Genomic DNA, 24,605 nt, shown 5'->3' on the forward strand with positions numbered 1-24,605 from the left:
TTAGATATGCAGCCGTCAGCACATGTCGATAGCTTTTCACGAGACAATCTGCCGCCATTGGACAGCTGGCCGGATTTGATACTCGACGGTTTTGAGTATCCAGATCGATTGAACGTTGCCGTTGAAATTACTGATAAAATGGTGGAAAAAGGGTTTGGTGACCATACGGCCCTGATCGGTAACGGGCGCAGACGCAGCTATAAAGAGATGGCCGATTGGACCAACAAGCTGGCGCGCGCGATGGTCGAGGACTTAGGCGTGGAGCCGGGCAATCGGGTGTTGATCCGGTCGGCAAACAACCCTGCGATGGTGGCCTGTTGGCTGGCCGCGACCAAGGCGGGTGCCGTGGTGGTGAACACGATGCCGATGCTCCGTGCTGGAGAGTTAACGGCGATTGTCGACAAGGCCGAGATCAGTCACGCGATATGCGACACGCGGTTGATGGACGAGATGACGGCCTGCGCCAAAACATCCCGGTTTTTGAAATCTGTGGTGGGGTTCGACGGGACCAGCAACCATGATGCTGAACTGGACCGGCTTGCGCTGGAAAAACCGGTGCAGTTTCAGGCGGTTGATACGGCTGTTGATGATGTGGCACTGCTTGGCTTTACCTCAGGCACGACGGGCAGCCCCAAGGCGACGATGCATTTTCACCGGGACTTGCTGATTATCGCTGACGGCTACGCCCGCGAAGTTTTAAACGTCACGCCAGAGGATGTTTTCGTCGGATCGCCGCCCTTGGCATTTACCTTTGGCTTGGGCGGGTTGGCGATTTTCCCGTTGCGGTTTGGCGCGGCTGCGACGTTGCTTGAAACAGCGTCGCCGCCGAATATGATTGAAATCATTGAGAAATACAAAGCGACCGTGTGTTTTACCGCGCCCACGGCCTATCGCGCGATGTTGGTGGCGATGGACGGCGGTGCCGATTTGTCGAGCCTCCGTGCTGCTGTCAGCGCTGGTGAAACTTTGCCCGCGCCTGTTTACCATGAATGGCAGGAGAAGACCGGCAAGCCGATGCTGGATGGCATTGGCGCGACGGAGATGTTGCACATCTTTATTTCGAACCGCTTTAACGACCATCGTGCGGCATGCACCGGCAAGCCCGTTACGGGATATCGGGTCAGGGTTGTCGATGCGGGTGGCCAGGAATTACCGCGCGGGGAGGTGGGGCATTTGGCTGTGCAAGGGCCCACCGGATGCCGCTATCTCGCGGATGAACGGCAAGCGGTTTACGTCAAAGATGGTTGGAACATCACCGGTGACAGCTTTAGCATGGACGATGATGGATACCTGCATTTTGCCGCGCGCAACGATGATATGATTATCTCGTCTGGGTACAACATCGCTGGTCCCGAGGTCGAGGCGGCGCTGCTGGCGCACCCGTCTGTGTTGGAATGTGCCGTGGTGGCAAAGCCCGACGAACAGCGCGGATCGATCGTACAGGCACATGTTGTTCTGGCCAATGATGCAACGAAAAATGAAAGCACAATCAAGCTGTTGCAGGATCATGTTAAGGCCAGTATCGCACCGTTCAAATATCCACGAGACATTCAGTTTGTCGATGCTTTACCAAAAACCGCTACAGGCAAAATACAGCGTTTCGCGCTAAGGGAAAAACAGTGAGTAGTTTTGACGAAGCCTCTGAAGGGGCGAAAATGGATTTTGCCAAGGACATGTCCTATGGTGATTATCTGGGGCTTGATGCGATCCTGACGGCGCAACACCCGCTAAGTGACGCCCATGACGAGATGCTGTTTATCGTGCAGCATCAGACCTCAGAGCTGTGGATGCGGCTGGCGATTCACGAGCTGCAAGCCGCACGGCAGGTTATGCTGACGGATGATCTGGCTTCGGCGTTCAAGATGCTGTCGCGGGTGGCGCGGATTTTTGAACAACTTAACAGCGCCTGGGATGTGCTGCGCACAATGACGCCCAGTGAATACACCGCATTTCGCCCGTCTTTGGGTAATTCCAGCGGGTTTCAGTCGCATCAATACCGTCTGGTCGAATACCTGCTGGGCAATCGCAATGGTGCGTTGATGCAGGTCCATAAACACAAGCCAGAGGCGCTGAAGGCGCTGCAAGACGAATTGGCGCTTCCCAGCCTGTATCAGGTTGCGATCAGCCATCTCTGCAAGGGGCTAGGGCATGAGAGCCTCGCGGGGGAGCCGGGCCAGACCAACTGGGATGCGCAACCTAGGGTGCAGGATCTGTGGCAGCAAGTCTATGAAGACCCGTCGAAATACTGGGCATTGTACGAGCTGGCCGAAAAGCTGGTTGATCTCGAAGATTATTTCCGTCGCTGGCGCTTTAACCACGTGACCACGGTCGAGCGGATCATCGGGTTTAAACGGGGCACGGGCGGCACAAACGGCGTGGCCTATCTGCGCAAAATGCTTGAAGTCGAATTATTCCCGGAACTGTGGCACGTGAGAGGAGCCCTTTAAGTGGCTGATATTTTGAAGAAAGACGCGTTCCTTTTGCCCGAAAATGTGATTTATCTTGATGGTAATTCGCTGGGGCCATTGCCGCGTGCTGTGCCTGCGCGTGTGCAGGCGATGATGGCGGATGAATGGGGCGAAATGCTGATCCGGGGCTGGAACAAGGCTGACTGGATGGGCCAGCCCAGCCGCGTTGGCGACATGGTCGCCCGCATTATTGGTGCGCCCGACGGGTCGGTTGTCATGGGCGACACCCTGTCGATCAAGGTCTTTCAGGCGCTGTCATCGGGGCTGAAACTGCGCAAGGATCGCCGCGTGATCCTAAGCGATAATGGGAATTTCCCGTCTGACCTTTATATGGCTGAAGGGCTGGTAAAGCTGCTGGAGCAGGGATACGAGCTGCGCACTGTGGCCCCCGAAGAGGTCATGGATGCGATCAGTGAAGACATCGCCGTGGTCATGCTGACCGAGGTTGATTACCGCACGGGCCGCAAGCATGACATGAAAACGGTGACGGAACTGGCCCATGCCAAGGGGGCTGTTATGGTCTGGGATCTGGCGCATTCTGCGGGCGCGTTGCCCGTGGATATGACGGCCTCGAACGCGGAATTCGCCGTGGGCTGTACCTATAAATACCTTAACGGGGGACCGGGCGCGCCGGGCTTTATTTATGTGCGTCCTGATCTGGCGGATACGGTTGAACCTGCGTTGGCTGGGTGGCTGGGACACCGCCAACCGTTTGAATTTGATTTGAGTTATGCCCCCGGACATGGGGTCGAACGGATGCGGGTGGGCACGCCCCCGGTGATCCAGCTGACAGCACTTGAGGTCGCGATGGAGCTTTGGGCCGATGTGGATATGAACGATCTGCGGGCTGCCTCCATCGCATTGCAAGAACAGTTCATCGCGGAAATTGAACGCGATGTGCCTGCATTGACCTTGGCCAGCCCACGCGATGCCGCGATACGCGGCTCGCAGGTGTCGTGGCGCTTTGAACACGGCTATGCCGCAATGCAGGCGGTGATTGATCGCGGCGTGATCGGCGATTTCCGGGCACCCGACATCATGCGCTTTGGCTTTACGCCGCTGTACATCGATAGCGCCGATGTGTCCGCAGCGGTCAGGATTATCGCTGACGTAATGAACAATAATCTTTGGGATGACGACGCATACAAGGTGAAGTCCCGGGTCACATAAGGCGCTGCTTGACCGCTCCGCCACAAACGTCACTGTAGAATTATCAAACGGGTCCAAAAAAGAGACCCACACACCAAGGGAGACGACAATGAAACTAAGAACACTTATTGCTGCGGCCTCGATCGCGGCGCTTGGCGCGGGCATGGCTTATGCCGATGGCGGCAAGGTCAAGGTCGGCATGATCACAACGCTGTCTGGTGGCGGTGCCGGTCTTGGTATCGATGTGCGCGACGGCTTTGTGCTGGCGGCCAAGGGCAACGAAAATCTGGAACTGGTCATCGAAGACGACCAGCGTAAACCTGATGTTGCGGTGCAATTGACCGACAAACTGATCCAGTCTGAAAAGGTCGACGTGTTGACCGGTATCATCTGGTCCAACCTTGCCATGGCCGTTGTGCCTGCGGCGACTGCGCAGGGCAAATTCTATTTATCCCCGAACGCAGGTCCATCGGCATTGGCCGGCAAAGGCTGCAGCCCGCTGTATTTCAACGTCGCTTGGCAGAATGATGCCTTCTACGAGGCTGGCGGTTTGTGGGCCAGCGAGAACGGCATCGAAAAGGTATTCCTGATGGCTCCGAACTATCCTGCGGGCACAGACGGTATGACCGGGTTCAAACGCACCTTTAAGGGTGAAGTTGTGGGCGAGGTTTACACCAAATTGGGCCAAACCGACTATGCGGCGGAAATTGCACAAATCCGCGCATCTGATGCCGATACGGTGTATTTCTTTCTTCCTGGCGGCATGGGAATTTCATTTATGAAACAATTTGCCGGTTCCGGGGTCGATAAAAATGTGATGGGTCCGGCATTCAGCTTTGACCAAGGTATCTTGGGCGCGATTGGCGATGCTGCATTGGGCGTCAAGAACACATCGCACTGGTCCAAGGACATCGACAACGCGGCGAATAAGAAATTCGTTGCGGACTTCCAAGCCGAATATGGCCGCCTGCCATCGCTTTATGCGGCGCAAGGCTATGACACGGCATTGCTGTTGCAAAGTGCAATGGGCAAGGCAGATGTCGCGGACGCAGCCGCGTTCCAAGCCGCATTGGAAGAAGCCGATTTTGCTTCGGTCCGGGGTGATTTTGCATTCGCGCCAAACCACCACCCGATCCAAGACATCTACATGCGCGAGGTCATCAAAGAGGGTGATGTCGTGACAAACAAGATCGTCGGTGTGGCGTCCAGCGACCACCAAGACGTCTATGGTGCTGACTGTAAAATGTAACCGACAGCGCTGCGCCGGTGTTCGCTGGCGCAGCGTGTTCAGTCAGGTTGATACCTGCCAGACCCACCTAAGGAACGCCCCCTTATGTCGATGATATTATTGATCGAACAGGTCCTGAACGGGCTTCAGTTCGGTGTGATGCTATTCCTGATGGCTGCTGGCCTGACCCTGATTTTCGGCGTGATGGGCCTGATCAATCTGGCCCATGGATCGCTGTATATGGTTGGCGCTTTTGCCGCCGCTGCTGTGGCGGGGTGGACGGGGTCTTTCGCGCTGGCACTGGTCGCCGCACTGGCCGCTGCGGCTGCCGCTGGCGCTTTGATAGAATTGCTGGTGATCCGCCGTCTCTATGACCGCGATCATCTGGACCAGGTGCTTGCCACCTTTGCACTTATTCTCATTTTCTCCGAAGGGACGCGTTGGCTGTTTGGCTCGTTCCCGCTGTTTCTTGACGTGCCCGCAGCGCTGGCTGGCCCGATCATGCTGCCCGGGGGCATATTATATCCGCTATATCGTTTGGTGATTATCGGGGTCGGCTTGCTGGTTGCCGCCGGGGTTTTCTGGTTGATCGCGAAGACGCGCATCGGCATTCAGATCCGCGCAGGCGAGGCGGACCGCGAGATGATCGCCGCCTTGGGCATTGATATCTCAAGGCTTTACACGATGGTTTTTGCCCTTGGTGCGGCGCTTGCCGGGCTTGCCGGTGCGCTGGTGGGGGCAATTCAATCGGTGCAGGTCGGCATGGGCGAGCCGGTTTTAATCCTTGCCTTTGTAGTGATCGTGATCGGCGGCATCGGATCGATCAAGGGCGCGCTGGTCGGGTCGATCCTTGTGGGGTTGACCGACACGTTGGGCGGGGTGTTGCTACCGCCGCTTTTCGGGACATTCATGCAGGCGTCCTCGGCCACATCGGTCGGCTCGGCGGTGGCATCGATGTCGATCTATATCTTGATGGTCGGGGTGTTGCTGTTCAAGCCCTCCGGCCTGTTTGGAGGGAAGTAACATGACCCGCGAAACCCTTTTGAACATTGTGTTATTCGCAATCCTACCCGCCACCGCGCTGGTCGCATTCGCACTGGATGAGCCGTTTATCATCACGCTTGCGACCAAGGCTGCGATCCTTGCGCTCGCGGGGGTTGGCCTGAATATCGCACTCGGTCTTGGCGGGCTGGTCAGCCTCGGGCACGCAGCATTTTTCGGGCTGGGGGGCTATGCTATGGGCATCCTCGCCAGCCACGCTCAAAGCTATACGCCGCTGATGGAAACGCCGTTTCTGATCGAGGGCACCAAATCGATGCTGGTGATCTGGGGAGTTGCGATTGTCACCTCGGCGCTGGCGGCCCTCGCCATTGGCGCGCTAAGCCTGCGCACCACCGGCGTTTACTTTATCATGATCACGCTCGCCTTTGGTCAGATGCTGTATTATTTCGCGATCTCTTGGCCTGCTTACGGCGGCGAGGACGGGTTATCTATCTATGTTCGCAACGAATTTCCGGGGCTCAATACCCTTGACCCGATCCAGTTCTTTGCCATCGCCTTTGGCATCCTGGCGATCGTTCTGTTTGGTGCGGGCCGTCTGGCCAAGGCACGCTTTGGGCTGGCGCTGTCGGCGGCGCGGCAAAATGCCGAGCGTGTGGAAACCGTGGGCCTTACCCCGTTTCGGTTGCGTCTGGTGGCGTTTGTGATTTCGGGGGCCGTTACCGGATTGGCGGGGGCGCTGTTTGCCGATCTTAACCGCTTTGTCAGCCCCACGATGTTCAGCTGGCACACCAGTGGCGAGATCATGGTGTTCGTCATCTTGGGCGGGGTGGGGCGGCTGTTTGGCCCCGTGGCTGGCGCAGCGCTCTATATCCTGCTCGAACATACTTTGGGCGGGCTAAGCGAGTTCTGGCACGTATATCTGGGGCTGCTTTTGCTGCTTGTGGTGCTTTTTGCGCGCGGCGGCCTGATTGGCACGATCGCAGGGCGTGAGGTGGCACATGACTGATCCATTGTTGAAACTATCGCACCTGAACAAAAGCTTTGGTGCGCTCAAGGCGACCGATGATGTGTCGCTGACGTTGATGCCGGGGGAAATCCACGCGCTGATCGGCCCGAACGGGGCTGGCAAATCGACGTTGATCAAGCAGATCGCGGGGGGCTTACGCTCTGATAGCGGGACGGTTGAATTTGCGGGCCGCGATGTGACCGCTTTGGGCACCGTACCGCGCGCGCGGGCAGGGCTGGGGCGCACGTTTCAGATCTCATCGTTGGCGATGGAATATACGGTGCTGCAAAACACGGTGTTGGGCGCATTGGGTCATGATGGCGGCGTCATGCGGTTTTTCCGCCCGGTGATGAAGGACCGCAGGTTAGTGGATCGCGGGATGGCGGCGCTGGAACGCGTCGGGCTGACCGATCAGGCGGCCAAACGCACGGCTGATTTGTCCCACGGACAGCGCCGTTTGCTTGAGGTCGCCGTGGCCCTGACGCTAGAGCCCAAGGTATTCTTGATGGATGAGCCGATGGCGGGGCTGGGTGCGTCAGGATCAAAACGGCTCACGGGGTTCTTGGACGCGTTGCGGGTGCAGGCCCCGATCTTGCTGGTTGAACATGACATGGATGCGGTTTTCGCCCTTGCGGATCGGATCAGCGTTTTGGTCTACGGGCGGGTGATTGCCACTGGAACGGCGGATGAAATCAAGCGCGACCCCACCGTGCGAGAGGCCTATCTAGGGGCGGAGGATGCGGCATGAGCTTGCTGGAACTTAAAGGGATTACAGCCTCTTACGGGCCGTCCCAAGCGTTGTTCGGCGTCGATCTGGCGCTTGAGGCTGGCGAGGTCTGCGCGCTGATGGGGCGCAATGGCATGGGCAAATCCACCACGATCAAAGTCATCTGCCGGATGCTGAAACAATCGGCTGGCACGGTGCAGTTTAACGGCCGTGATCTGGGCCCACTGCCCAGCTACAAGGCCGCGCAGGCCGGTCTGGGTCTGGTGCCTGAGGGGCGGCGCTGTTTCGGCCCGCTTACCGTTTACGAGAACCTGATCGCTGCTGCACGTCCGGGCGCGTGGGACTTTGAGCGTGTCTGCGCCCTGTTCCCGCGCTTGGGCGAACGCGTCGATCAGATTGCGGCGTCACTGTCGGGGGGCGAACAGCAAATGCTGGCGATTGGCCGCGCGTTGATGACCAACCCGACGCTGCTGATGCTGGACGAGGCGACCGAAGGGCTGGCCCCGGTCGTGCGTCAGGAAATCTGGGCCGCCGTGGCCACGCTCAAGCGCGAGTCCGGGCTGGCTTTGCTGGTTGTCGATAAATCACTGGCCGAATTGCGACATGTCGCAGACCGTGCCGTTATACTGGAACGGGGCACTTCTGTCTGGTCGGGGCGCATGGACGTCCTGGATGCTGCCGTGGCCGATCAATATCTTGGCGTCTAAGCGCCTGTCTGAAAAGGAAAACAAATGTCTCATCAAGTGATCCAGCCCGAAGGGTGGGCCCCGGCCAAAGGCTATGCCAACGGGATGCTCAGCGCGGACGGGCATCTGTTTGTCGGCGGACAAATCGGCTGGACGGCAGAACAGAAATTCGAGGCACATGATTTTATCGGTCAGATGAAGCAGGCCTTGCGCAACATCCGCGATGTGGTCGAAGCCGCAGGCGGGGTGCCCGAAGATATCATGCGTTTGACATGGTATGTGACCGACAAGGCCGAATATCTGGCCGCCCAAGCCGAGGTGGGTCGTGCCTACCGCGAGGTGATGGGCCGGCATTTCCCGGCAATGGCAATGGTCGTTGTCGCGGGCCTGATCGAGGATGAAGCCCGCGTAGAGATCGAAGCAACCGCCTTTATTTCAAAGGGTTAAAGGCAGGGGCCTAGCGCCGGAAGATCGCCGCCATACCCGTCGACGTCGCAAAAAGGACTGCTGCGACGCAGACCATGCTGGGCCCTGTGGGCGTGTCGAATGCAAAGGACGCGGCCAGCCCGCCCAAGGTCGAGATCATCCCAATCACCGCGGCTGTGATCGCCATCGTCTCGGGGCTGCGCGAAAACGGGCGTGCTGTGGCGGCGGGTATGATCAACATCGCCGCAATCAACAACGCCCCCACAACCTTCAGGGCGAAGGCAACCGTGACAGCAAGGGCCAGCGTCAGGATCAGTTGTTCGCGTTTGGGGTTCAACCCGCTTGCGGTGGCCAGATCGGGGTTCAACGTCGCGGACAGCAACGCTTGCCAACGCCAGACCAGCAGCCCGATGGATATCGCCGCACCGCCCCAGATCACCGCAAGATCGCCCCGGGTGACGGCCAGAATTTCCCCGAACAGATAGGCGCTGAGGTCAACCCGTTGATTGGGCAGCAAGGACACGGCCACCAAACCGATGGCCAGCGCGCCATGGGCCAGAACCCCCAGCAAGGCGTCGGTGCTGACATTGCGCCCGTTTAGACCGGCAACGATGACGGCCATCGCCAGGGCGACAACCAAAACGCCGCTAAAGACTGGCAAATCCAGTGACAGGGCAAGTGCTACCCCTAACAGGGCGGCATGCGCAGTTGCATCGCCGAAATACGCCATGCGCCGCCAGATGACAAAACAACCCAAGGGGGCTGCGGCCAGCGCCACGCCAACGCCGGCAAGGGCCGCGCGAAGTAGAAAATCGTCCAGCATTCAGTGAGCCCCGTCGCAATGTGTATGGTCATGATCGTGATCCGGGTCGTGATCATGTGAATGGGTGTGTTCGTGCCGGTACAGCGCAAAGGCCCCTTGGGTCCCCGTCCCAAAGAGGGCGCGGTATTCAGGGGCATCAGCGACGATCTCGGGGGTGCCTTCGCAGCAGACATGCCCATTCAGGCACACCACACGGTCCGAGGCGGCCATGACCACGTGCAAATCATGGCTGACCATCAACACAGCACAGCCCATTTCGCGACGCACATCATCAATCTGGCGATAAAATGCGGCGGCCCCGGGCTGGTCGAGCCCTTGGGTCGCCTCATCCAGTATCAAGATGTCAGGGGCGTTCAGCAGGGCACGTGCAAGCAAGACCCGCTGAAACTGGCCGCCGGACAGATCAACCATTTGCCGTTTGGCCAAATCGCCGACGCCGGCCTTTTTCAGCGCGTTTTCCACGACAGTGCGGGGCTGACGATGGGGCAGGTTCAAGAACCCGCGCACGGTCAGCGGCAAGGTGGCATCAATCTGCAGCTTTTGCGGCACATATCCGATGCGCAGGTTGTCGGCGCGGGTAACAGTGCCGCTGGCCGGGGTTAACGCCCCGATCAACGCGCGCAACAGGCTGGATTTCCCCGACCCGTTGGGGCCGACGATGGTCACGATCTCACCGCGATTGATCGAGAAGTTCACGTTTTTCAGAACCGTCTGCCCATTCAGGACGATGGTGAGGTTCTGCGCCGAAATAAGGCTCATAAGGTATCCTGCGGCTGACATGCGGGGCACAGACCTTGGGCCTCGACGACGGTATGTTCAATTTGAAACCCGGCGGCGCGTGCTGCTTTGCCAAGACGGCCATCGGTTAGGGTTGTGTCGCTTTCGGCGACCGATTGGCAGCTGCGGCAAATCAGAAAGGCCGGCGTGTGGTCCTGACCCAGATGAGCGCAGGCAATATAGGCATTAAGCGCTTCGATCCGGTGGGCGCAGCCTGCCTTGACCAGAAAATCCAGCGCACGATAGGCAACGGGGGGCTGGGTGCCCAACCCTTCGGCTGCCAGATGTGCCAGGATATCATAGGCCCCATGCGCGCGATGCTCGGCCAGCAACAGCTCCAGCACCCGGCGACGCACGGGCGTCAGGCGCAGATCAAGGGCGGCACAGCGTTGTTCGGCCTTGGCCATTGTGTCGCTCACGCAGGCGTGGTGATCGTGGGTTTCAAATCCAATGGTGGCCATTGTGACTCCGTTGAAAGTTTGGGTATTGATATGTTATAACACTCGCTGTATCAAGCGTTATATTATTACATTTCGGAGTGTCCTTATGCGTTATCTCGCCCCTGTCTCTTTGCTGCTGTTGTCCACCGCTGCGTGGGCCGATGTTCCCCGCGTGGCGACGGATATTGCGCCTGTGCATTCGCTTGTTTCCCAGGTGATGGCAGGGGTGGGGACGCCTGATCTGACGATCCCGCCGGGCGCGTCGCCCCATAGCTATGCCATGCGCCCTTCCGAGGCGCGCGCGCTGTCCAATGCAGATTTGGTGGTTTGGGTCGGCCCTGCGCTGACCCCGTGGCTGGAAGAGCCGATTGACTCCTTGGCGGGCAACGCGCTGCATCTTGAGCTTGAGGACGTTGCAGGCATCCGTGTGTTGACCAACCGCGCAGGCGTAGCGTTTGAGGCCCATGATCACGGTGATGACCATGACGATCACGACGATCATGAGGGCGACGCTCATGAGGACCATGACGCGCATGGCGAGGATGGCGATCACGAAGCTCATGAGGATCATGACGACCACGACGATCACGCTAAGGATGATGATCACGATGATCATGAGGGGCACGACGACCATGAAGAACACGCAGAACATGATGGCGAGGATCATGCAGACCATGATGGCCATAACCACGCGCCGGGAGCCATTGATCCACATCTGTGGCTTGACCCGGTTAACGCGTCCTTGTGGCTTGGAGCGATCTCCGAGGCGCTTGGCCAGCTAGATCCCGAGAACGCCACCCTGTATGCGGACAACGCGGCCAAGGGGCAGGCCGATCTGGTTGAATTGCAGGGCGATATTCAGGCACAGCTCACGCCCCTGCAAGGCAGGCATTTTGCCGTGTTCCACGATGCATACCATTATTTCGAGGCACGTTTCGGCGTAGAGGCGAGTGCTGCGCTTTCTCTGAGTGATGGCAGCGCGCCCAGTGCGGCGCGGCTGGCCGAGGTGCGCGAGGTTGTGCAATCGGTCAATGCTGTCTGTGTGTTTACCGAACCGCAGTTCAACGCCGGCCTCGTTGATGCCTTGGCCGAAGGGGGCGGCGTGAAATCAGCGCCGCTTGACCCCTTGGGCGCAGAGCTGACCCCCGGACCTGCGCTGTATGGCGAGGTGATCCAGGGGCTTGCAACATCCTTTGCCGAGTGTCTGTCAGAGTAACGCGTTCATAGGGTCACCCACAGCTGGAACAATATCCCAGAGGTGAGTGACCCGACCAATGCGATGCCGACATAGAGAAGAAATACCGGCTTTTTGACCAAGGCCCACACGGCGATGGCGGCGGGCAAAGATGTGACGCCACCAGCGACCAGGAACGCAAGTCCCGCACCCGGTGCCATGCCTTGGCCCATCAATCCGCCGACCAACGGCAGCGCTGCATAGCCGTTCAGATAGGCGGGTACACCGACCAACGTGGCCAGACCGATGGGGGCAAATCCTGCGCCGCCCAAGACGCTGGTGATCAGCTCGGCCGGGACCCACGCCAGCATCAGGCTTTCGAGCAAAAACGCCAGTGTCAGCCATTTGGCAAGGAACAAGGTGGTCTTGACGGCCTCGCGCCAGAACTTGGTCACGCGGGCATCGTCCTGCCAGAATTTCCACACCACCGGCTGTACGCTGCGCACCTTGGAGGCACCGCAGCCGCCATTGCCGACGCCTTCGCGCAGTGGATCAGTCAAACCGCCGACTTTGCCCATGGCATGTACGACAATGCCGCCAAAGATACCAAGGCCCACAGCGGCAAGGGTTTTGGCTATGGCGAACTCAACCCCCAATACACCTGTGGTTAGCAAAAACATCGACGGGTCCATCACCGGCGATGCCAGCCAGAATGCCATAACGGCGGACAGGGGCACACCCATGGCCAGCAGGGCAGCAATCAACGGGATCACCCCGCAAGAGCAAAACGGTGACAGCCCGCCCGCAAGGGCTGCAATCACGATCATGACGGCAGGCGATCCGGTAAAGGCCCGCGCAATCAGTCCGTCCGCGCCCGTCGCCCCTGCATAGGCGGCGATCCCGATTGAAAGGATCAGAAACGGGCCGACATTCAGCAGGTTTTGCACAGCGAATTGGGCGCTGCTGATGGCTTGCGGTGGGTTAAAGATGAAAAGCACGGCCAGCAGGCCCGCGCAAAACAGCCACACGCGTTCGTTTGTCCAGATGCGATGCAGCAGATCGGTATAGCGATTGCGGGGGGGGAGGGTGATATCGCTCATGCGGCGTCTTCCTTGTTTAATGTGACCCCGACGCAGCATTCAGACGTCAAAAAGGCCACTGTTTCCTGCATCGCGTCAAAATCGACGCGATTAACGATTTGCCGCCCCTGACGGGTCTGTAGGACCAGCCCCGCATCGACCAAGGCGCTAAGGTGGTGTGCAAGAGTTGAAGGGGCCGCCCCCAAATGTTGGCCAATTTCGCCCACGTTCAGACCGTCATGGCCTGCGCGAACGAGCAGGCGAAAGACGGCCAGACGGGTGTCGTGGCCAAGAGCGGCGAGAGAGCGGGCGGTTTTAATGTGATCTGTCATGCGCTCAATTAAAACTATAAAACTAGTTTTGTAAATATGATTCGATGAAGCTCGTGGAACGACCTTCGTATGAAAAAGCCCGGGGCTGGAACCCCAGGCTTAGTATCTGCGCGCATGCAGAAGGGTAAGGTGTTGTTATACGGCGATTTTGCCGCCGCCCTGCTTGGTGATGACCACCACCGCCGGCCGCGGGGGCATGGCAGGATCGAAGTCGGGCCAACGGGTGGCGGGGTCCTCAAATGTGCTGTTACGCTCGAACCCGGCGAGGTTTTTTGTGCCATCCGTGCCCGGATGCTGAACCGCAACAAACAGGGTTTCGCCATCATCGGTAAAATAGGGGCCGCACATTTCCCCACCGACGGGGCAGCGAAAGAACAGCTTGGACGTGCCCCGCGCGTCGCCTTCGGTCTCAACGGCATAAAGCCCGTCTGACTTGCCCGTCTTGGCCCAGCTGCCGCCCTGATCGGTGCTGACCCACAGCCGCCCATCGGCGTCGATGGCGCAGTTGTCGGGGCTGCCGAACCAACCGTTTTCAGACGTGTCCGGGTTCCACTGTGCGCCAACCTCGGCCAGCGAGGGATCGCCACATTTTACCAAGATCGACCAAGTGCCCATGGTCGCGGCGTGGTTGCCGCCCTGTTCCTTGATCTCGATGATATGGCCGAAACTGCTTTTGGCGCGGGGGTTTGCGGCGTTCAGGTCATCTTCGCCGCGTTTGGTGTTATTGGTCAGCATGATATAGGCCGTGCCATCGCCGCGCGGCTGCGCGTCTTCGGGACGGTCCATGGGGGTCGCGCCGAGTAGATCGGCGGCAATGCGGGTGTCGATCATCACGTCACCTTGGTCATTGAACCCGTTTTCCGCGGTCAGAGGCCCGGCACCATGGATCAGGGGCAGCCAAAGCACAGTGCCATCCTCTTCAAAGCGCGCGACATAGAGGGTGCCATCGCTAAGCAGTTTGGAATTGGCGGCGCGGTCGCCGGATACCTTGCCGCCCGAGACGTATTTATACTGGTAGTCAAAGCGGTTGTCGTCGCCCATGTAGATCACCAAACGGCCATCGCTCGACACTGTCGTTTCGGCCCCTTCATGGCGGAACCGGCCAAGGGCTGTGTGTTTGATCGGGGTGGATGTCGGGTCCATCGGGTCAACCTCGACCACCCAGCCGAATTTATTGGGCGCGTGGGGTTCTTTGTCGATGTTGAAGCGGTCGTATTTCTGACCCCATGCGTACCACATCCCCGGCACGCCATAGCGTTTCTGCGAGGCAGCTTCGCGGCTGGTGGGATCAATCACTGGCTTGCCGTCGGCATCCAGATTATCTGTCCAGTAATACCCGTGAAAGTTTTCTTCGGCCATTAACCATGTGCCCCATGGCGTCATGCCGCCCGCGCAATTGTTCAGCGTGCCAATCACCTTGGTGCCGGTGGGGTCGTCATTGGTTTGCAGACGGGCATGACCCGCGGCGGGGCCATCGATCGTCATTGCGGTGTCCAGCGGGCTGATGCGGCGGTTCATCTTGCCGTCACGCACGACCTGCCAAACGCCGCTAGCATCTTTGGCGATCTCGACAACCGATCCCCCATGGGCGGCCATTTCAATGTCGATCAATTCAGGCGTCATGCCGGAAAATCCGGCGCGGTCCTGACGGCCAAGACCGGGGAACATCACCTCTTCGTTGGTGTATTCGTGGTTCACACAAAGCAAACCGCGCGTGCCATCATCGTTCAGCGGCACAAACCCAACGTAATCGTTGTTATAGCCGAACTGTTTCAACTGCGCGGCGGCGGTCTGGTTCATCACGTCAAATTCGGGCGCGTCGGCGGTGATCGGATCGCCCCACCGCAGCAAAACCTGCGCGTCATAACCATCGGCCACATGGTGAGTTTCGTCGTTGCCCCAGGCCAATTCATCAAAGCGATAGCGGCTTGCGGGGGCGGCATTGCCCTGATGGGGCGCGACCAAGGCCGAGGTGCCGAACAGGGTCGTGGTCGCGGTCACACCCAACATGCCGCGCAGGATCTCGCGGCGGCCATAGCGCGCATTGATGACATCGCCAATCGTACGCTCAAGGTTGGGGTTTGTGGGGATGTCGTCAAAGGCCTCGTACGCTTCGGCCTTATTGCCGATAGAGGGATCGTTAAGGATATCATGGCGGGTCATGGCTGCTCCTGCATGTTTGCTGTGATGCCGCGAAACATCATTTTGGTATGTCACAACCGCGTGCCAATGAAACGAAGGTTTTGTGACAAACGGCGGTCGGCGGCGGGCACGGGCAGCGAGTTCGATAAATTTTTCGACATTTTTTCAGGCGGCCAAATAAGGCGTTTTGCACATCGCGCGGCGGTATATCTGCACGCAGCGGGCAGGGCCTTGGCGATAAACCTGCGCTGGGCAGCCCGTTGTCTGTCACTGGAAGGGAGACCACCCCTTGAACCCCAAGTATGGCGCGACTAATCTGTGAGTAAGGGTTTCGCGGGTATGGTCCTGCGGACGGCACAATCAGGCAGGCTTATGAACGATCCACACGATACCTATATGAACACGCTTGTCCCCATGGTGGTTGAACAGACCAGCCGGGGCGAACGCGCATACGACATTTTCTCGCGTCTGCTGAAAGAGCGGATTATTTTCCTCTCCGGCCCTGTGCATGATGGCATGTCGTCGCTGATCGTCGCGCAGTTGCTGCACCTGGAGGCCGAAAACCCGTCGAAAGAGATTTCGATGTATATCAACAGCCCCGGTGGCGTTGTCACATCGGGTTTGTCGATCTACGACACCATGCAATACATCAAACCCAAGGTGTCGACGCTGGTGATCGGCCAGGCCGCATCGATGGGGTCACTGCTGTTGCAAGCGGGCGAGCCGGGCATGCGGTTCTCGCTGCCCAACAGCCGCGTGATGGTGCACCAACCCTCTGGCGGGTATCAAGGTCAGGCGACCGACATCATGATCCATGCGCAAGAAACGCAAAAGTTGAAAACCCGCCTGAACGAGATCTACGTCAAACACACAGGCCAATCGCTTGATAAAGTAGAAGCGGCCCTTGAGCGCGACAACTTTATGTCCCCCGAAGAAGCGAAAGACTGGGGCTTGATCGACGAAATCGTCGAAAACCGCGGTAAAATGGATGACCCGGACGCCGATAAAAGCGGCAAGTAAATAAGGCGTGCGCGGTTAACGATTTTGCGATTGTGGACCGCGCACCGCTGGCCTAAGCTGGCACCGAGCAAATGCAAAACTGCACCACCTTAAGGTGGGCAAATCACAAGACAGACCTGAAAGGGTTGAAATGGCGAATACGACCAGCGGCGATAGCAAAAACACTCTGTACTGCAGCTTTTGTGGCAAAAGCCAGCATGAGGTGCGCAAGCTGATTGCGGGGCCGACTGTGTTCATCTGCGATGAATGTGTCGAACTGTGCATGGATATCATCCGCGAAGAGACAAAGGCATCCGGCCTGAAAGCCACCGATGGCGTGCCGACACCCAAAGATATTTGTGACGTGCTGGACGATTATGTGATCGGTCAGGCAATGGCCAAACGCGTTTTGTCCGTTGCGGTGCACAACCACTACAAACGTTTGAACCACGCCCAGAAGGGTGGGGATATCGAACTTGCGAAATCCAACATCCTGCTGATCGGGCCGACCGGTTGCGGTAAAACGCTGCTTGCGCAAACGCTGGCACGCATTTTGGATGTACCGTTTACCATGGCCGACGCCACCACATTGACCGAAGCGGGTTATGTGGGCGAAGACGTTGAAAACATTATCCTAAAGCTGCTGCAGGCCTCTGAATATAATGTTGAGCGTGCGCAGCGTGGCATCGTTTATATCGACGAAGTTGATAAGATCACCCGCAAATCCGAGAACCCTTCGATCACCCGCGATGTATCGGGCGAGGGCGTTCAGCAAGCGCTGCTGAAGCTGATGGAAGGGACGGTTGCATCTGTTCCACCGCAAGGCGGACGCAAGCACCCGCAGCAGGAATTCCTGCAGGTGGATACAACCAACATCCTGTTCATCTGTGGCGGGGCCTTTGCGGGTCTTGACCGGATTATCGCCGCACGCGGCAAAGGGTCGGCCATGGGCTTTGGCGCAGATGTGCGCGACAAGGATGCCCGCGGCATCGGCGAGATTTTCACCGATCTGGAACCGGAAGACCTATTGAAATTTGGTTTGATCCCGGAATTCGTGGGCCGTTTGCCAGTTTTGGCAACATTGGAAGACCTGGATGAAGACGCGCTTGTGACCATCCTGACCCAGCCGAAAAACGCGCTGGTTAAGCAGTATCAACGCCTGTTCGAGATTGAAGACACAGAGCTGACCTTTACCGATGATGCGCTGTCTGCCATCGCCAAGCGCGCGATTGAGCGGAAAACAGGTGCGCGCGGGTTGCGCTCTATTCTCGAAGATATCCTGCTGGACACGATGTTCGAATTGCCGGGCATGGAGACGGTCACAGAGGTTGTGGTGAACGAAGAGGCCGTGATGTCGGACGCAGCGCCGCTGATGATTCATGCCGAAGCCGAGAAAGAGCCCGCAACCGCAGGCTAAGTATCGCCCCTATAGATTGATGAAAGCGTGCCTTTTGGTCGCGCTTTTTCATTTGGTCGCAGCGCTTTAGACGTTCTTGGGGTTTTGTTATCTTGACGTCAGATCGGCGATTGGGTCTGACTGTGCCGCAGAGATTTCACAAAGGACAGACCATGATACAGCGTATATCTTCCGGCGGAGAGTTCGAGGCCAAGATCGGCTATTGCCGCGCCGTCGTCGCGGGCGGTTTCGCCCATGTCGCGGGCACTGTGGGGCAGGGCTATACGGTCACCGATCAATGTCGTGCCGCATTAACCACGATCGAGAACGCGTTGAAGCAGGCTGGCTGTTCCATGGCGGACGTGGTGCGGGTGAACTATTATCTGCCCGACCGGGCCGAATTTGAACCTTGCTGGCCTATGCTTTCTGAAACATTTGGTCAGAACCCGCCTGCCGCCACGATGATCGAATGCGGATTGATCGACCCTAAATACCGCATTGAAATCGAAGTGACGGCGCTGGTCCCTACTGCTTAACGCAGGCGTGGGATGGGTCGCTCGTTCGGGCTGCCATTAATGTCGCGGGCATTTTGCTTGCGCCATTGACCATAAAGCGCGGTCAGATGCTCATACGTGTTGGGATTAATCTTTTGCATCCCCGCAATCAAATGTCTGGAATCGTCAACCAGATTGCACATGATGGATCTGAGCGTCTTTTTCAGCATCTCTTCGTCCAAGTCGCCCTCGGTGATGCCAACCGCCAGAAATTCATAGTAATTCAGCAGCGTCGTCAGGGCGAGGGCGCTGTCCCGTCTGACCTTATGTTCCGCAATAACATCCATCGACGCGCCGGGCGGCGTCATGGTATTGCGTGCGGCGTTCCAGTCGTCAAAGGCCACATCGGTATATTCGGGGAAATAGGCGCGCCGTTTTTCGATGGTGCCTTGGAATTCCGAACTAAGCCGCGTTTCCAGCAAAACCGTAATCGTATGCTGCTTGCGCTGCGCGTGGCGGGCGGCGCGGGTGCTGAACCAAAAGGTCAGGATCGCCGCAACCACTGAAATCGCAGCAACGATGGTGCCGGTTGCGGTCAGGAATGCCGTGTATTGCGGACTGGGCTTGTTAGGAAATAATGCATAAACGCTGGATAAGCTGGCCGATGCCAAGGGCAGCAGGATCAACAGGAATATGCAAAGGGTACAAAGGACTAGCAACGCGCCAAATATAAAGAGGAATGCGCGCGCAATCATCGTCTAAAGCAGCTTGGCCTTATCCGTTGCCAAAGCCATCACGGGGAAGGCCGTTGCCGAAACCGTCAGTTGTCATTGCTCTACCCCTCAATCGGTATGCGTTTCTCGTATCATACAAAAGGACCGCAAGCCAGTTCTTCCGGCTGATACAGATCCTTTTACGCCTGTAGGTCTTAATATAGGGTGAGGGACCCAAAATTGCAAAAAATTGATACATCTGCGCAATGGGCGGCTTTTCGCAGCAAAATCAGGGTCAAAGCAGGGTTAGGCGGTTAAATTCAGGGGCCGTGCCGCCAGCGATGACTAGACGTTGCCCCACCAATCGGGCATAGACAAACCAAAGCTTCAGGAGACCTAAATGGGCATTCTATCTTCTTTCTTGCGCGCCGTGACATGGTGGAACGGCCAGACCCTGAACACGCAGCTGTTTACTTGGCGCAAGGGCACCAAGGTGGGTGAAGATGCCGAGGGCAACGTTTACTATCGCAACGCGGATGACAGCAAACGCTGGGTGATCTTTAACGGTGAGGTTGAGGCCTCGCGGGTGAACCCCGATTGGCACGGCTGGCTACATCATACTTGGGATGAAACGCCTCAGGACCGCCCTTTGGCACATAAACACTGGGAAAAGCCGCATCAGGAAAACCTGACAGGCACGGCCTTGGCCTATGCGCCAGCGGGTTCGATCCGCCGCGAACACCCCGCGGACCGCGGCGATTACGAGGCTTGGAGCCCGGAATAATCCATGGGTGGTGACCTGCCGGAAACAATGAGGGGCGGCGTCGTTTTGGCCGCTGCGTTGGGTTTTATCGTTTATGCAGGGCAGGCCGCTGGCATCGGATGGGCACAGTTGTATCGGTGGATCACTGTGTCTAAATTCCCAACGACAGCGCGGCGGGCAGATCGCAGTTCTATGTGTCGGATGGGGATGTGATCAGCGACAGGCAAGGCGCGTTGAGCCTGATTCCGCTTTTGTTGAAATTCGTTTCAGGTCAAGGACGTGAGTGATGGGTAAGATACTGATTTTTTTGGCGTTGTTTGCGTTGCCCGTACAGGCCCAGCAGGTGACCAGCGCCGATGGGGCGTTGCTGCGGGCTTTGGATAAGATATCTGGCGAAACCAAAGATTTCGAGATCAAGCGCGGCGAAATCGTGCGTGCGGGCAGTCTGGCTGTGCAGATGAACGATTGCCGCTTTCCCGTGGGAAACCCCGCTGGTGACGCCTTTGCCGAGCTTGAGATAGTTGAGTTTGGTAAGGAAAACCGTCTGTTCTCAGGCTGGATGATTGCCTCGTCGCCCGCTTTGTCAGCGCTTGAGCATCCGCGCTATGACATCTGGGTCATCCGCTGCACCACCTCCTGAGGCGTGGCAGGGGAAGGGCTGTTGAAATCGGCATTCAACTCCAATGCTGCCTCAAGACGTTTGTGATAGGCGTCGCGGGGAATTTCGACCGCGCCCAGCGACGCAAGATGGGGCGTTAGAAACTGCGTATCAAACAGCGTGAACCCGCCCCGTTTGAGCCGGTCGACCAGACAGGCCAAGGCAATCTTTGACGCGTTATCGCGGCGTGAAAACATGCTTTCGCCGAAAAATGCCGCTCCCAGCGTGACACCGTAAACGCCGCCCACCAACGCATCGCCCTCCCACAGCTCGAGCGAATGCGCAGCGCCGCCTTGATGAAGGGCCTGGTAGAGGGCAAAAATTTCGGCGTTGATCCACGTTTCTTCGCGGTCTGCGCAGCCGGTTACGACGTCAGCAAAGGCGCTGTTGATCGAAACGGTAAAACCCGTGCGCCGCATGGCCCGCGCCAGACTGCGCGAGATATGGAACCCGTCCAAAGGAAAGACGCCCCGTAAACGCGGATCGACCCAGAAAATATCCGGGTCGTCGCGGTGTTCGGCCATGGGGAAGATACCCATGGAATAGCCATGTAGCAAAAGCTCTGGCGTGAGGTCAGGCATCGCCCAAGTTGTTTTCAAGCCAATGTTCAAGCCAGTGGATGTTGTAATCCCCTGTCAGCACATCTTTTTCTTCCAACAACGCGTGAAACAGCGGGATCGTGGTATCGACCCCGTCCACGATTAGCTCTCCCAAAGCGCGTTTCAGGCGGGCCAAGGCTTCGGGGCGGTCGCGGCCATGGACGATCAGTTTGCCGATCAAGCTGTCGTAGTAGGGCGGGATCGAATAGCCGTCATACAGCGCGCTATCCATCCGCACACCAAGACCGCCGGGTGCATGGTACTGCGTGATTTTACCCGGGCAGGGCGAGAAGTTAGGCAGTTTTTCCGCGTTAATCCGCACTTCGATCGCGTGACCGTTGATCTTAAGGTCTTCTTGGGTGAACGACATGTCCATGCCGGACGCGACGCGGATTTGTTCGCGCACCAGATCAACGCCAAAGATGCCTTCGGTCACAGGGTGTTCGACCTGCAAACGTGTGTTCATCTCGATGAAATAGAATTCGCCGTTCTCGTACAGGAATTCGATTGTGCCGGCACCGATGTAATTGATGTTTGCCATCGCATCGGCACAGACCTTACCAATGCGCGCACGCTCAGCTTCCGTGATCGAGGGGCCGGGGGCTTCCTCGAACACCTTTTGGTGGCGGCGTTGCAGCGAACAATCGCGTTCACCCAAATGCACAGCGCGGCCTTTGCCATCACCAAACACCTGAATTTCGATGTGGCGCGGCGTGGTCAGGTATTTCTCGATGTAAACTTCGTCATTGCCAAAGTTCGATTTACCCTCGGCACGGGCCGTCATAAAGGCGCGTTCCATGTCAGCCGCAGTTTGCGCGACTTTCATGCCTTTGCCGCCACCGCCAGCCGTGGCTTTGATGATGACGGGATAGCCGATTTCGTCACCGATACGCTTGGCTTCGTCAAGAGTCGCAACGCCGCCGTCAGAACCGGGCACACAGGGCACGCCCAGCTCTTTCATGGTGTCCTTTGCGGTGATCTTGTCGCCCATGATGCGGATATGCGCAGCTGTGGGGCCAATAAAGGTCAGGCCATGGTCTTCGATGATCTGAACAAAGCCCGCATTTTCAGACAAAAAACCATAACCGGGGTGAATCGCCTCGGCACCTGTAATCTCGCAGGCGGCGATGATCGATGGGATCGACAGATAGGATTGCTGCGAGGACGGCGGGCCGATGCAGACAGATTCGTCGGCCATGCGCACATGCATTGCATCGCTGTCCGCGGTGGAATGTACCGCGACAGATACAATGCCCATTTCGCGCGCAGCGCGGATCACGCGTAACGCGATCTCGCCCCTGTTGGCGATAAGGATTTTCTTGAACATGGGTTTACGCCTTATGCCAGAATCACCAAAGGTGCGCCGAATTCGACAGCCGCACCATCTTCGACCAAGATACGCTTGACCGTGCCTGCATGGGGGGCGGGGATGTGGTTCATCGTTTTCATGGCTTCGACGATCAGCAATGTGTCACCTTCGGCGACGGTGCTGCCAACGCTGATAAAGGCCGGTGCACCCGGTTCGGCTTGCATATAGATCGTGCCAACCATGGGCGACACAACCGCGCCGGGGTCGGAAGCAGGATCGGCATTGTCTGCTGCTGATGGGGCAGGGGCTGCCAAAGCCACAGGGGCGGCAGCGGCCGTCGGCGCGGGCGCAGCCACGGCCTGCTGGGCAGCGACGATCTGCTGAGGTGGTTTGCGGCTAACCCGCACATTCAGGCTATCATCTTCGGAATAATCGCGCTTGACCTGAAGTTCGGTCAGGTCGTTTTCATTCAACAACTCGGCAAGTGCACGGATAAATGCCACATCTGCGTCATGGGTGTTTTTTGTCATTTTGTTCCTCAGCCAGTATATAACGCGGGGCTCGAATGCCTCAGCCCCAAAGCTGATGTCTTATAGGACATGGGCGCGGTTATGGAAAGCAACCAGTTGCCTATAGGGCAGCGGCTTGCCAAACTGCGGAAAACAAAGGGGCATTCACCATGAATTTAGCGCAGTGGCTGGTGCGCAGTGCGCAGGCGGACGGGGACCGGCCCGCCTTGTTCTTTGGGGAAACACAGGTCGCAACCTATGCCGAATTTGATGCAGGCGCGCGGGCAGTGGCGGGGTGGTTACAGGCCCAAGGGGTGAAACCCGGCGATCGCGTTGCAATTTTTATGAAGAACACGCCGGAGTATCTGATCGTGTTTTACGGTATTTGGTACGCTGGGGCGGCCGTGGTGCCGATTAACGCCAAGCTACACAGCCGCGAGGCTGATTTTATCCTAAACGATTCCGGGGCAAAGCTGGTCTTTGTCAGCCCCAATCTGGCCGAAGGTCTGCGCCAGGATCACAGCATGCTGGTCGCCCCATCCCCGGCGTATCGCACGGTTTTGGCATCCGCACCTGTGGACGGCGTCGTGGATCGCGCCGCCGATGATCTGGCCTGGCTGTTCTACACCTCAGGCACCACGGGCAAGCCCAAGGGCGTGATCATCACCCATGGCATGGCCCTGTCCATGGCGCTTTGCTACGGCGTCGATGTGGATCAGGTCTCGGGGGAGGATACCGCGCTTTATGCCGCGCCGCTCAGCCACGGGGCGGGGTTGTACAATCTGATGCATGTGCAGGCGGGTGCACGGCATGTTTGTCCTGTTTCGGGCGGGTTTGATGTGCCCGAAATTCTGGATCTGGCAGAACATTTTGGCGGTGTGCATATGTTCGCGGCCCCCACGATGGTCAAACGGCTGACAGACGGCGCGCGGGCATTGCGGCGCACTGGTAGGGGGCTGCGGACGATCGTTTATGCGGGCGGGCCGATGTATACCGCCGACATCATTGATGCGGTGGATCATTTTGGCCCGGTGTTCGTGCAGATTTACGGGCAGGGCGAATGCCCGATGGGGATCACGGCACTGCCCCGCGCCAGCGTCTCAGATCGCAGTCATCCCAATTGGCGGGGCAGGCTGGGGTCCGTTGGCCGCGCGCAGGCCGCGGTTGAGGTGCGGATTGGTGACGCTAACGGCAGGCCAGTTGCAAATGGTGTGGCGGGCGAGATTATGGTGCGTGGGCAGACCGTTATGCCGGGCTATTGGAAAAATCCAGCCGCCACCGAGGCAACGCTGAAAGACGGCTGGCTGATGACAGGGGATGTGGGGATGATGGACGCCGAAGGCTTCGTGACCCTGCAAGACCGCAGCAAGGATGTGATCATCACCGGCGGATCTAACGTCTATCCCCGCGAGGTCGAGGAAGTCTTGTTGGAACATGATGGGGTGAGCGAAGCCTCGGTCATCGGGCGCGCGCATCCCGATTGGGGCGAGGAAGTCGTGGCGTTCATTGTAGGGCAGGTGCCGGAGGCGGAGCTGGATGCGCTGTGCCTCAGCCGCATTGCGCGGTTCAAGCGTCCCAAGAGCTATATCAGGGTCGAGAGCTTGCCGAAGAATAACTACGGCAAAGTGCTCAAGACCGAGCTGAGGTTACTGCTAGCGGAGTAGGGCCGCAGCGGGGGCGGAAAGTTTCAAATTTTCCGGGCCGGA

General features: G+C 58.1%; 26 protein-coding genes. 16 read left to right on the plus strand and 10 right to left on the minus strand.

The genetic code is table 11. From position 1 onward, the window contains the following. Positions 1-6: 6 nt before the first annotated feature. From BM347_RS01840 to BM347_RS01880, 9 genes are all read left to right on the plus strand, one after another. The gene (locus BM347_RS01840) at positions 7-1,623 is read left to right on the plus strand and encodes an AMP-binding protein (protein WP_093914707.1); all 1,617 of its coding nucleotides are present in this window, start codon (positions 7-9) and stop codon (positions 1,621-1,623) included. Then, the gene (locus BM347_RS01845; RefSeq protein ID WP_093914708.1) at positions 1,620-2,447 is read left to right on the plus strand and encodes a tryptophan 2,3-dioxygenase; all 828 of its coding nucleotides are present in this window, start codon (positions 1,620-1,622) and stop codon (positions 2,445-2,447) included. The genes BM347_RS01840 and BM347_RS01845 overlap by 4 nt, the downstream gene beginning before the upstream one ends. After that, on the plus strand, positions 2,448-3,638 hold the full coding sequence (gene kynU, locus BM347_RS01850) for a kynureninase (protein WP_093914709.1): 1,191 nt from the start codon (positions 2,448-2,450) through the stop codon (positions 3,636-3,638). It begins immediately after the preceding gene. Positions 3,639-3,726: 88 nt separating this feature from the next. Next, entirely contained in the window at positions 3,727-4,866 is a 1,140-nt protein-coding gene (locus tag BM347_RS01855) for an ABC transporter substrate-binding protein (RefSeq protein ID WP_093914710.1), read from the plus strand. Positions 4,867-4,950: 84 nt separating this feature from the next. Next, positions 4,951-5,868: a branched-chain amino acid ABC transporter permease gene (locus BM347_RS01860; protein WP_093914711.1), complete on the plus strand. Its 918-nt coding sequence runs from the start codon at positions 4,951-4,953 to the stop codon at positions 5,866-5,868. 1 nt (position 5,869) lies between these two features. After that, entirely contained in the window at positions 5,870-6,853 is a 984-nt protein-coding gene (locus tag BM347_RS01865; RefSeq protein ID WP_093914712.1) for a branched-chain amino acid ABC transporter permease, read from the plus strand. Further along, positions 6,846-7,601 carry an ABC transporter ATP-binding protein gene (locus tag BM347_RS01870; RefSeq protein ID WP_093914713.1) on the plus strand — a complete coding sequence of 252 codons (756 nt, stop codon included), beginning with the start codon at positions 6,846-6,848 and terminating at the stop codon, positions 7,599-7,601. The genes BM347_RS01865 and BM347_RS01870 overlap by 8 nt, the downstream gene beginning before the upstream one ends. After that, a complete protein-coding gene (locus BM347_RS01875) occupies positions 7,598-8,287 on the plus strand; it encodes an ABC transporter ATP-binding protein (protein WP_093914714.1) in 690 nt (229 codons plus the stop codon). The genes BM347_RS01870 and BM347_RS01875 overlap by 4 nt, the downstream gene beginning before the upstream one ends. 24 nt (positions 8,288-8,311) lie before the next feature. After that, a complete protein-coding gene (locus tag BM347_RS01880; RefSeq protein WP_093914715.1) occupies positions 8,312-8,713 on the plus strand; it encodes a RidA family protein in 402 nt (133 codons plus the stop codon). Between the two features lie 10 nt (positions 8,714-8,723). Here the strand turns inward: BM347_RS01880 and BM347_RS01885 are convergent, their stop codons facing one another. Genes BM347_RS01885 through BM347_RS01895 form a run of 3 tightly spaced genes read right to left on the minus strand, consistent with a single transcriptional unit; the run spans position 8,724 to position 10,753 of the window. Further along, positions 8,724-9,515, minus strand: a complete 792-nt coding sequence (locus BM347_RS01885; RefSeq protein WP_093914716.1) for an iron chelate uptake ABC transporter family permease subunit — start codon at positions 9,513-9,515, stop codon at positions 8,724-8,726. Further along, on the minus strand, positions 9,516-10,274 hold the full coding sequence (locus BM347_RS01890; protein ID WP_093914717.1) for a metal ABC transporter ATP-binding protein: 759 nt from the start codon (positions 10,272-10,274) through the stop codon (positions 9,516-9,518). It lies immediately after the preceding gene. Then, positions 10,271-10,753, minus strand: a complete 483-nt coding sequence (locus BM347_RS01895; protein WP_093914718.1) for a transcriptional repressor — start codon at positions 10,751-10,753, stop codon at positions 10,271-10,273. The genes BM347_RS01890 and BM347_RS01895 overlap by 4 nt, the downstream gene beginning before the upstream one ends. 85 nt (positions 10,754-10,838) lie before the next feature. Between BM347_RS01895 and BM347_RS01900 the strand changes: the two genes are divergently transcribed. Then, on the plus strand, positions 10,839-11,948 hold the full coding sequence (locus BM347_RS01900) for a zinc ABC transporter substrate-binding protein (protein ID WP_093914719.1): 1,110 nt from the start codon (positions 10,839-10,841) through the stop codon (positions 11,946-11,948). 5 nt (positions 11,949-11,953) lie between these two features. Here the strand turns inward: BM347_RS01900 and BM347_RS01905 are convergent, their stop codons facing one another. From BM347_RS01905 to BM347_RS01915, 3 genes are all read right to left on the minus strand, one after another. Next, positions 11,954-13,006 (minus strand): permease, encoded by a 1,053-nt coding sequence (locus tag BM347_RS01905; protein ID WP_093914720.1) that lies wholly within the window; start codon positions 13,004-13,006, stop codon positions 11,954-11,956. Then, positions 13,003-13,317, minus strand: coding sequence for an ArsR/SmtB family transcription factor (locus BM347_RS01910; protein ID WP_093914721.1), 315 nt, complete (start codon positions 13,315-13,317; stop codon positions 13,003-13,005). Before BM347_RS01910 ends, BM347_RS01905 begins: the two co-directional genes overlap by 4 nt. A gap of 135 nt (positions 13,318-13,452) precedes the next feature. Next, positions 13,453-15,480, minus strand: a complete 2,028-nt coding sequence (locus BM347_RS01915) for a PhoX family protein (protein ID WP_093914722.1) — start codon at positions 15,478-15,480, stop codon at positions 13,453-13,455. Positions 15,481-15,831: 351 nt separating this feature from the next. On the opposite strand from BM347_RS01915, the gene BM347_RS01925 reads away from it, so the two are divergent. The 3 genes from BM347_RS01925 (at position 15,832) to BM347_RS01935 (ending at position 18,390) form a co-directional block, all read left to right on the plus strand. Next, complete coding sequence (locus BM347_RS01925; protein WP_093914724.1) at positions 15,832-16,479, plus strand: ATP-dependent Clp protease proteolytic subunit; 648 nt, start codon at positions 15,832-15,834, stop codon at positions 16,477-16,479. A 130-nt stretch (positions 16,480-16,609) separates the two neighbouring features. After that, the gene (gene clpX / locus BM347_RS01930) at positions 16,610-17,875 is read left to right on the plus strand and encodes an ATP-dependent Clp protease ATP-binding subunit ClpX (RefSeq protein ID WP_093914725.1); all 1,266 of its coding nucleotides are present in this window, start codon (positions 16,610-16,612) and stop codon (positions 17,873-17,875) included. Positions 17,876-18,027: 152 nt separating this feature from the next. Beyond that, positions 18,028-18,390 (plus strand): RidA family protein, encoded by a 363-nt coding sequence (locus BM347_RS01935; RefSeq protein ID WP_093914726.1) that lies wholly within the window; start codon positions 18,028-18,030, stop codon positions 18,388-18,390. Here BM347_RS01935 and BM347_RS01940 read toward each other — a convergent pair. Then, complete coding sequence (locus BM347_RS01940; RefSeq protein ID WP_175498469.1) at positions 18,387-19,034, minus strand: DUF4760 domain-containing protein; 648 nt, start codon at positions 19,032-19,034, stop codon at positions 18,387-18,389. The genes BM347_RS01935 and BM347_RS01940 overlap by 4 nt on opposite strands. 427 nt (positions 19,035-19,461) lie before the next feature. Between BM347_RS01940 and BM347_RS01945 the strand changes: the two genes are divergently transcribed. Then, a complete protein-coding gene (locus tag BM347_RS01945; RefSeq protein WP_093914728.1) occupies positions 19,462-19,845 on the plus strand; it encodes an NADH:ubiquinone oxidoreductase subunit NDUFA12 in 384 nt (127 codons plus the stop codon). 265 nt (positions 19,846-20,110) lie between these two features. Further along, on the plus strand, positions 20,111-20,464 hold the full coding sequence (locus BM347_RS01950) for a DUF2155 domain-containing protein (protein ID WP_093914729.1): 354 nt from the start codon (positions 20,111-20,113) through the stop codon (positions 20,462-20,464). On the opposite strand, the gene aat is transcribed toward BM347_RS01950, so the two are convergent. Genes aat through accB form a run of 3 tightly spaced genes read right to left on the minus strand, consistent with a single transcriptional unit; the run spans position 20,428 to position 22,920 of the window. Further along, the gene (aat, locus tag BM347_RS01955; RefSeq protein ID WP_093914730.1) at positions 20,428-21,063 is read right to left on the minus strand and encodes a leucyl/phenylalanyl-tRNA--protein transferase; all 636 of its coding nucleotides are present in this window, start codon (positions 21,061-21,063) and stop codon (positions 20,428-20,430) included. The two genes, BM347_RS01950 and aat, sit on opposite strands and share 37 nt — an antisense overlap. Then, positions 21,056-22,408 (minus strand): acetyl-CoA carboxylase biotin carboxylase subunit, encoded by a 1,353-nt coding sequence (gene accC / locus BM347_RS01960; RefSeq protein ID WP_093914731.1) that lies wholly within the window; start codon positions 22,406-22,408, stop codon positions 21,056-21,058. Before accC ends, aat begins: the two co-directional genes overlap by 8 nt. Before the next feature lie 11 nt (positions 22,409-22,419). Continuing rightward, positions 22,420-22,920: an acetyl-CoA carboxylase biotin carboxyl carrier protein gene (gene accB / locus BM347_RS01965; protein ID WP_093914732.1), complete on the minus strand. Its 501-nt coding sequence runs from the start codon at positions 22,918-22,920 to the stop codon at positions 22,420-22,422. A 149-nt stretch (positions 22,921-23,069) separates the two neighbouring features. On the opposite strand from accB, the gene BM347_RS01970 reads away from it, so the two are divergent. Continuing rightward, the gene (locus BM347_RS01970) at positions 23,070-24,563 is read left to right on the plus strand and encodes a class I adenylate-forming enzyme family protein (protein ID WP_093914733.1); all 1,494 of its coding nucleotides are present in this window, start codon (positions 23,070-23,072) and stop codon (positions 24,561-24,563) included. The last annotated feature ends 42 nt before the right edge of the window (positions 24,564-24,605 follow it).

Source organism: Sulfitobacter marinus (assembly GCF_900116285.1).
GTDB classification, from domain to species: domain Bacteria; phylum Pseudomonadota; class Alphaproteobacteria; order Rhodobacterales; family Rhodobacteraceae; genus Sulfitobacter; species Sulfitobacter marinus.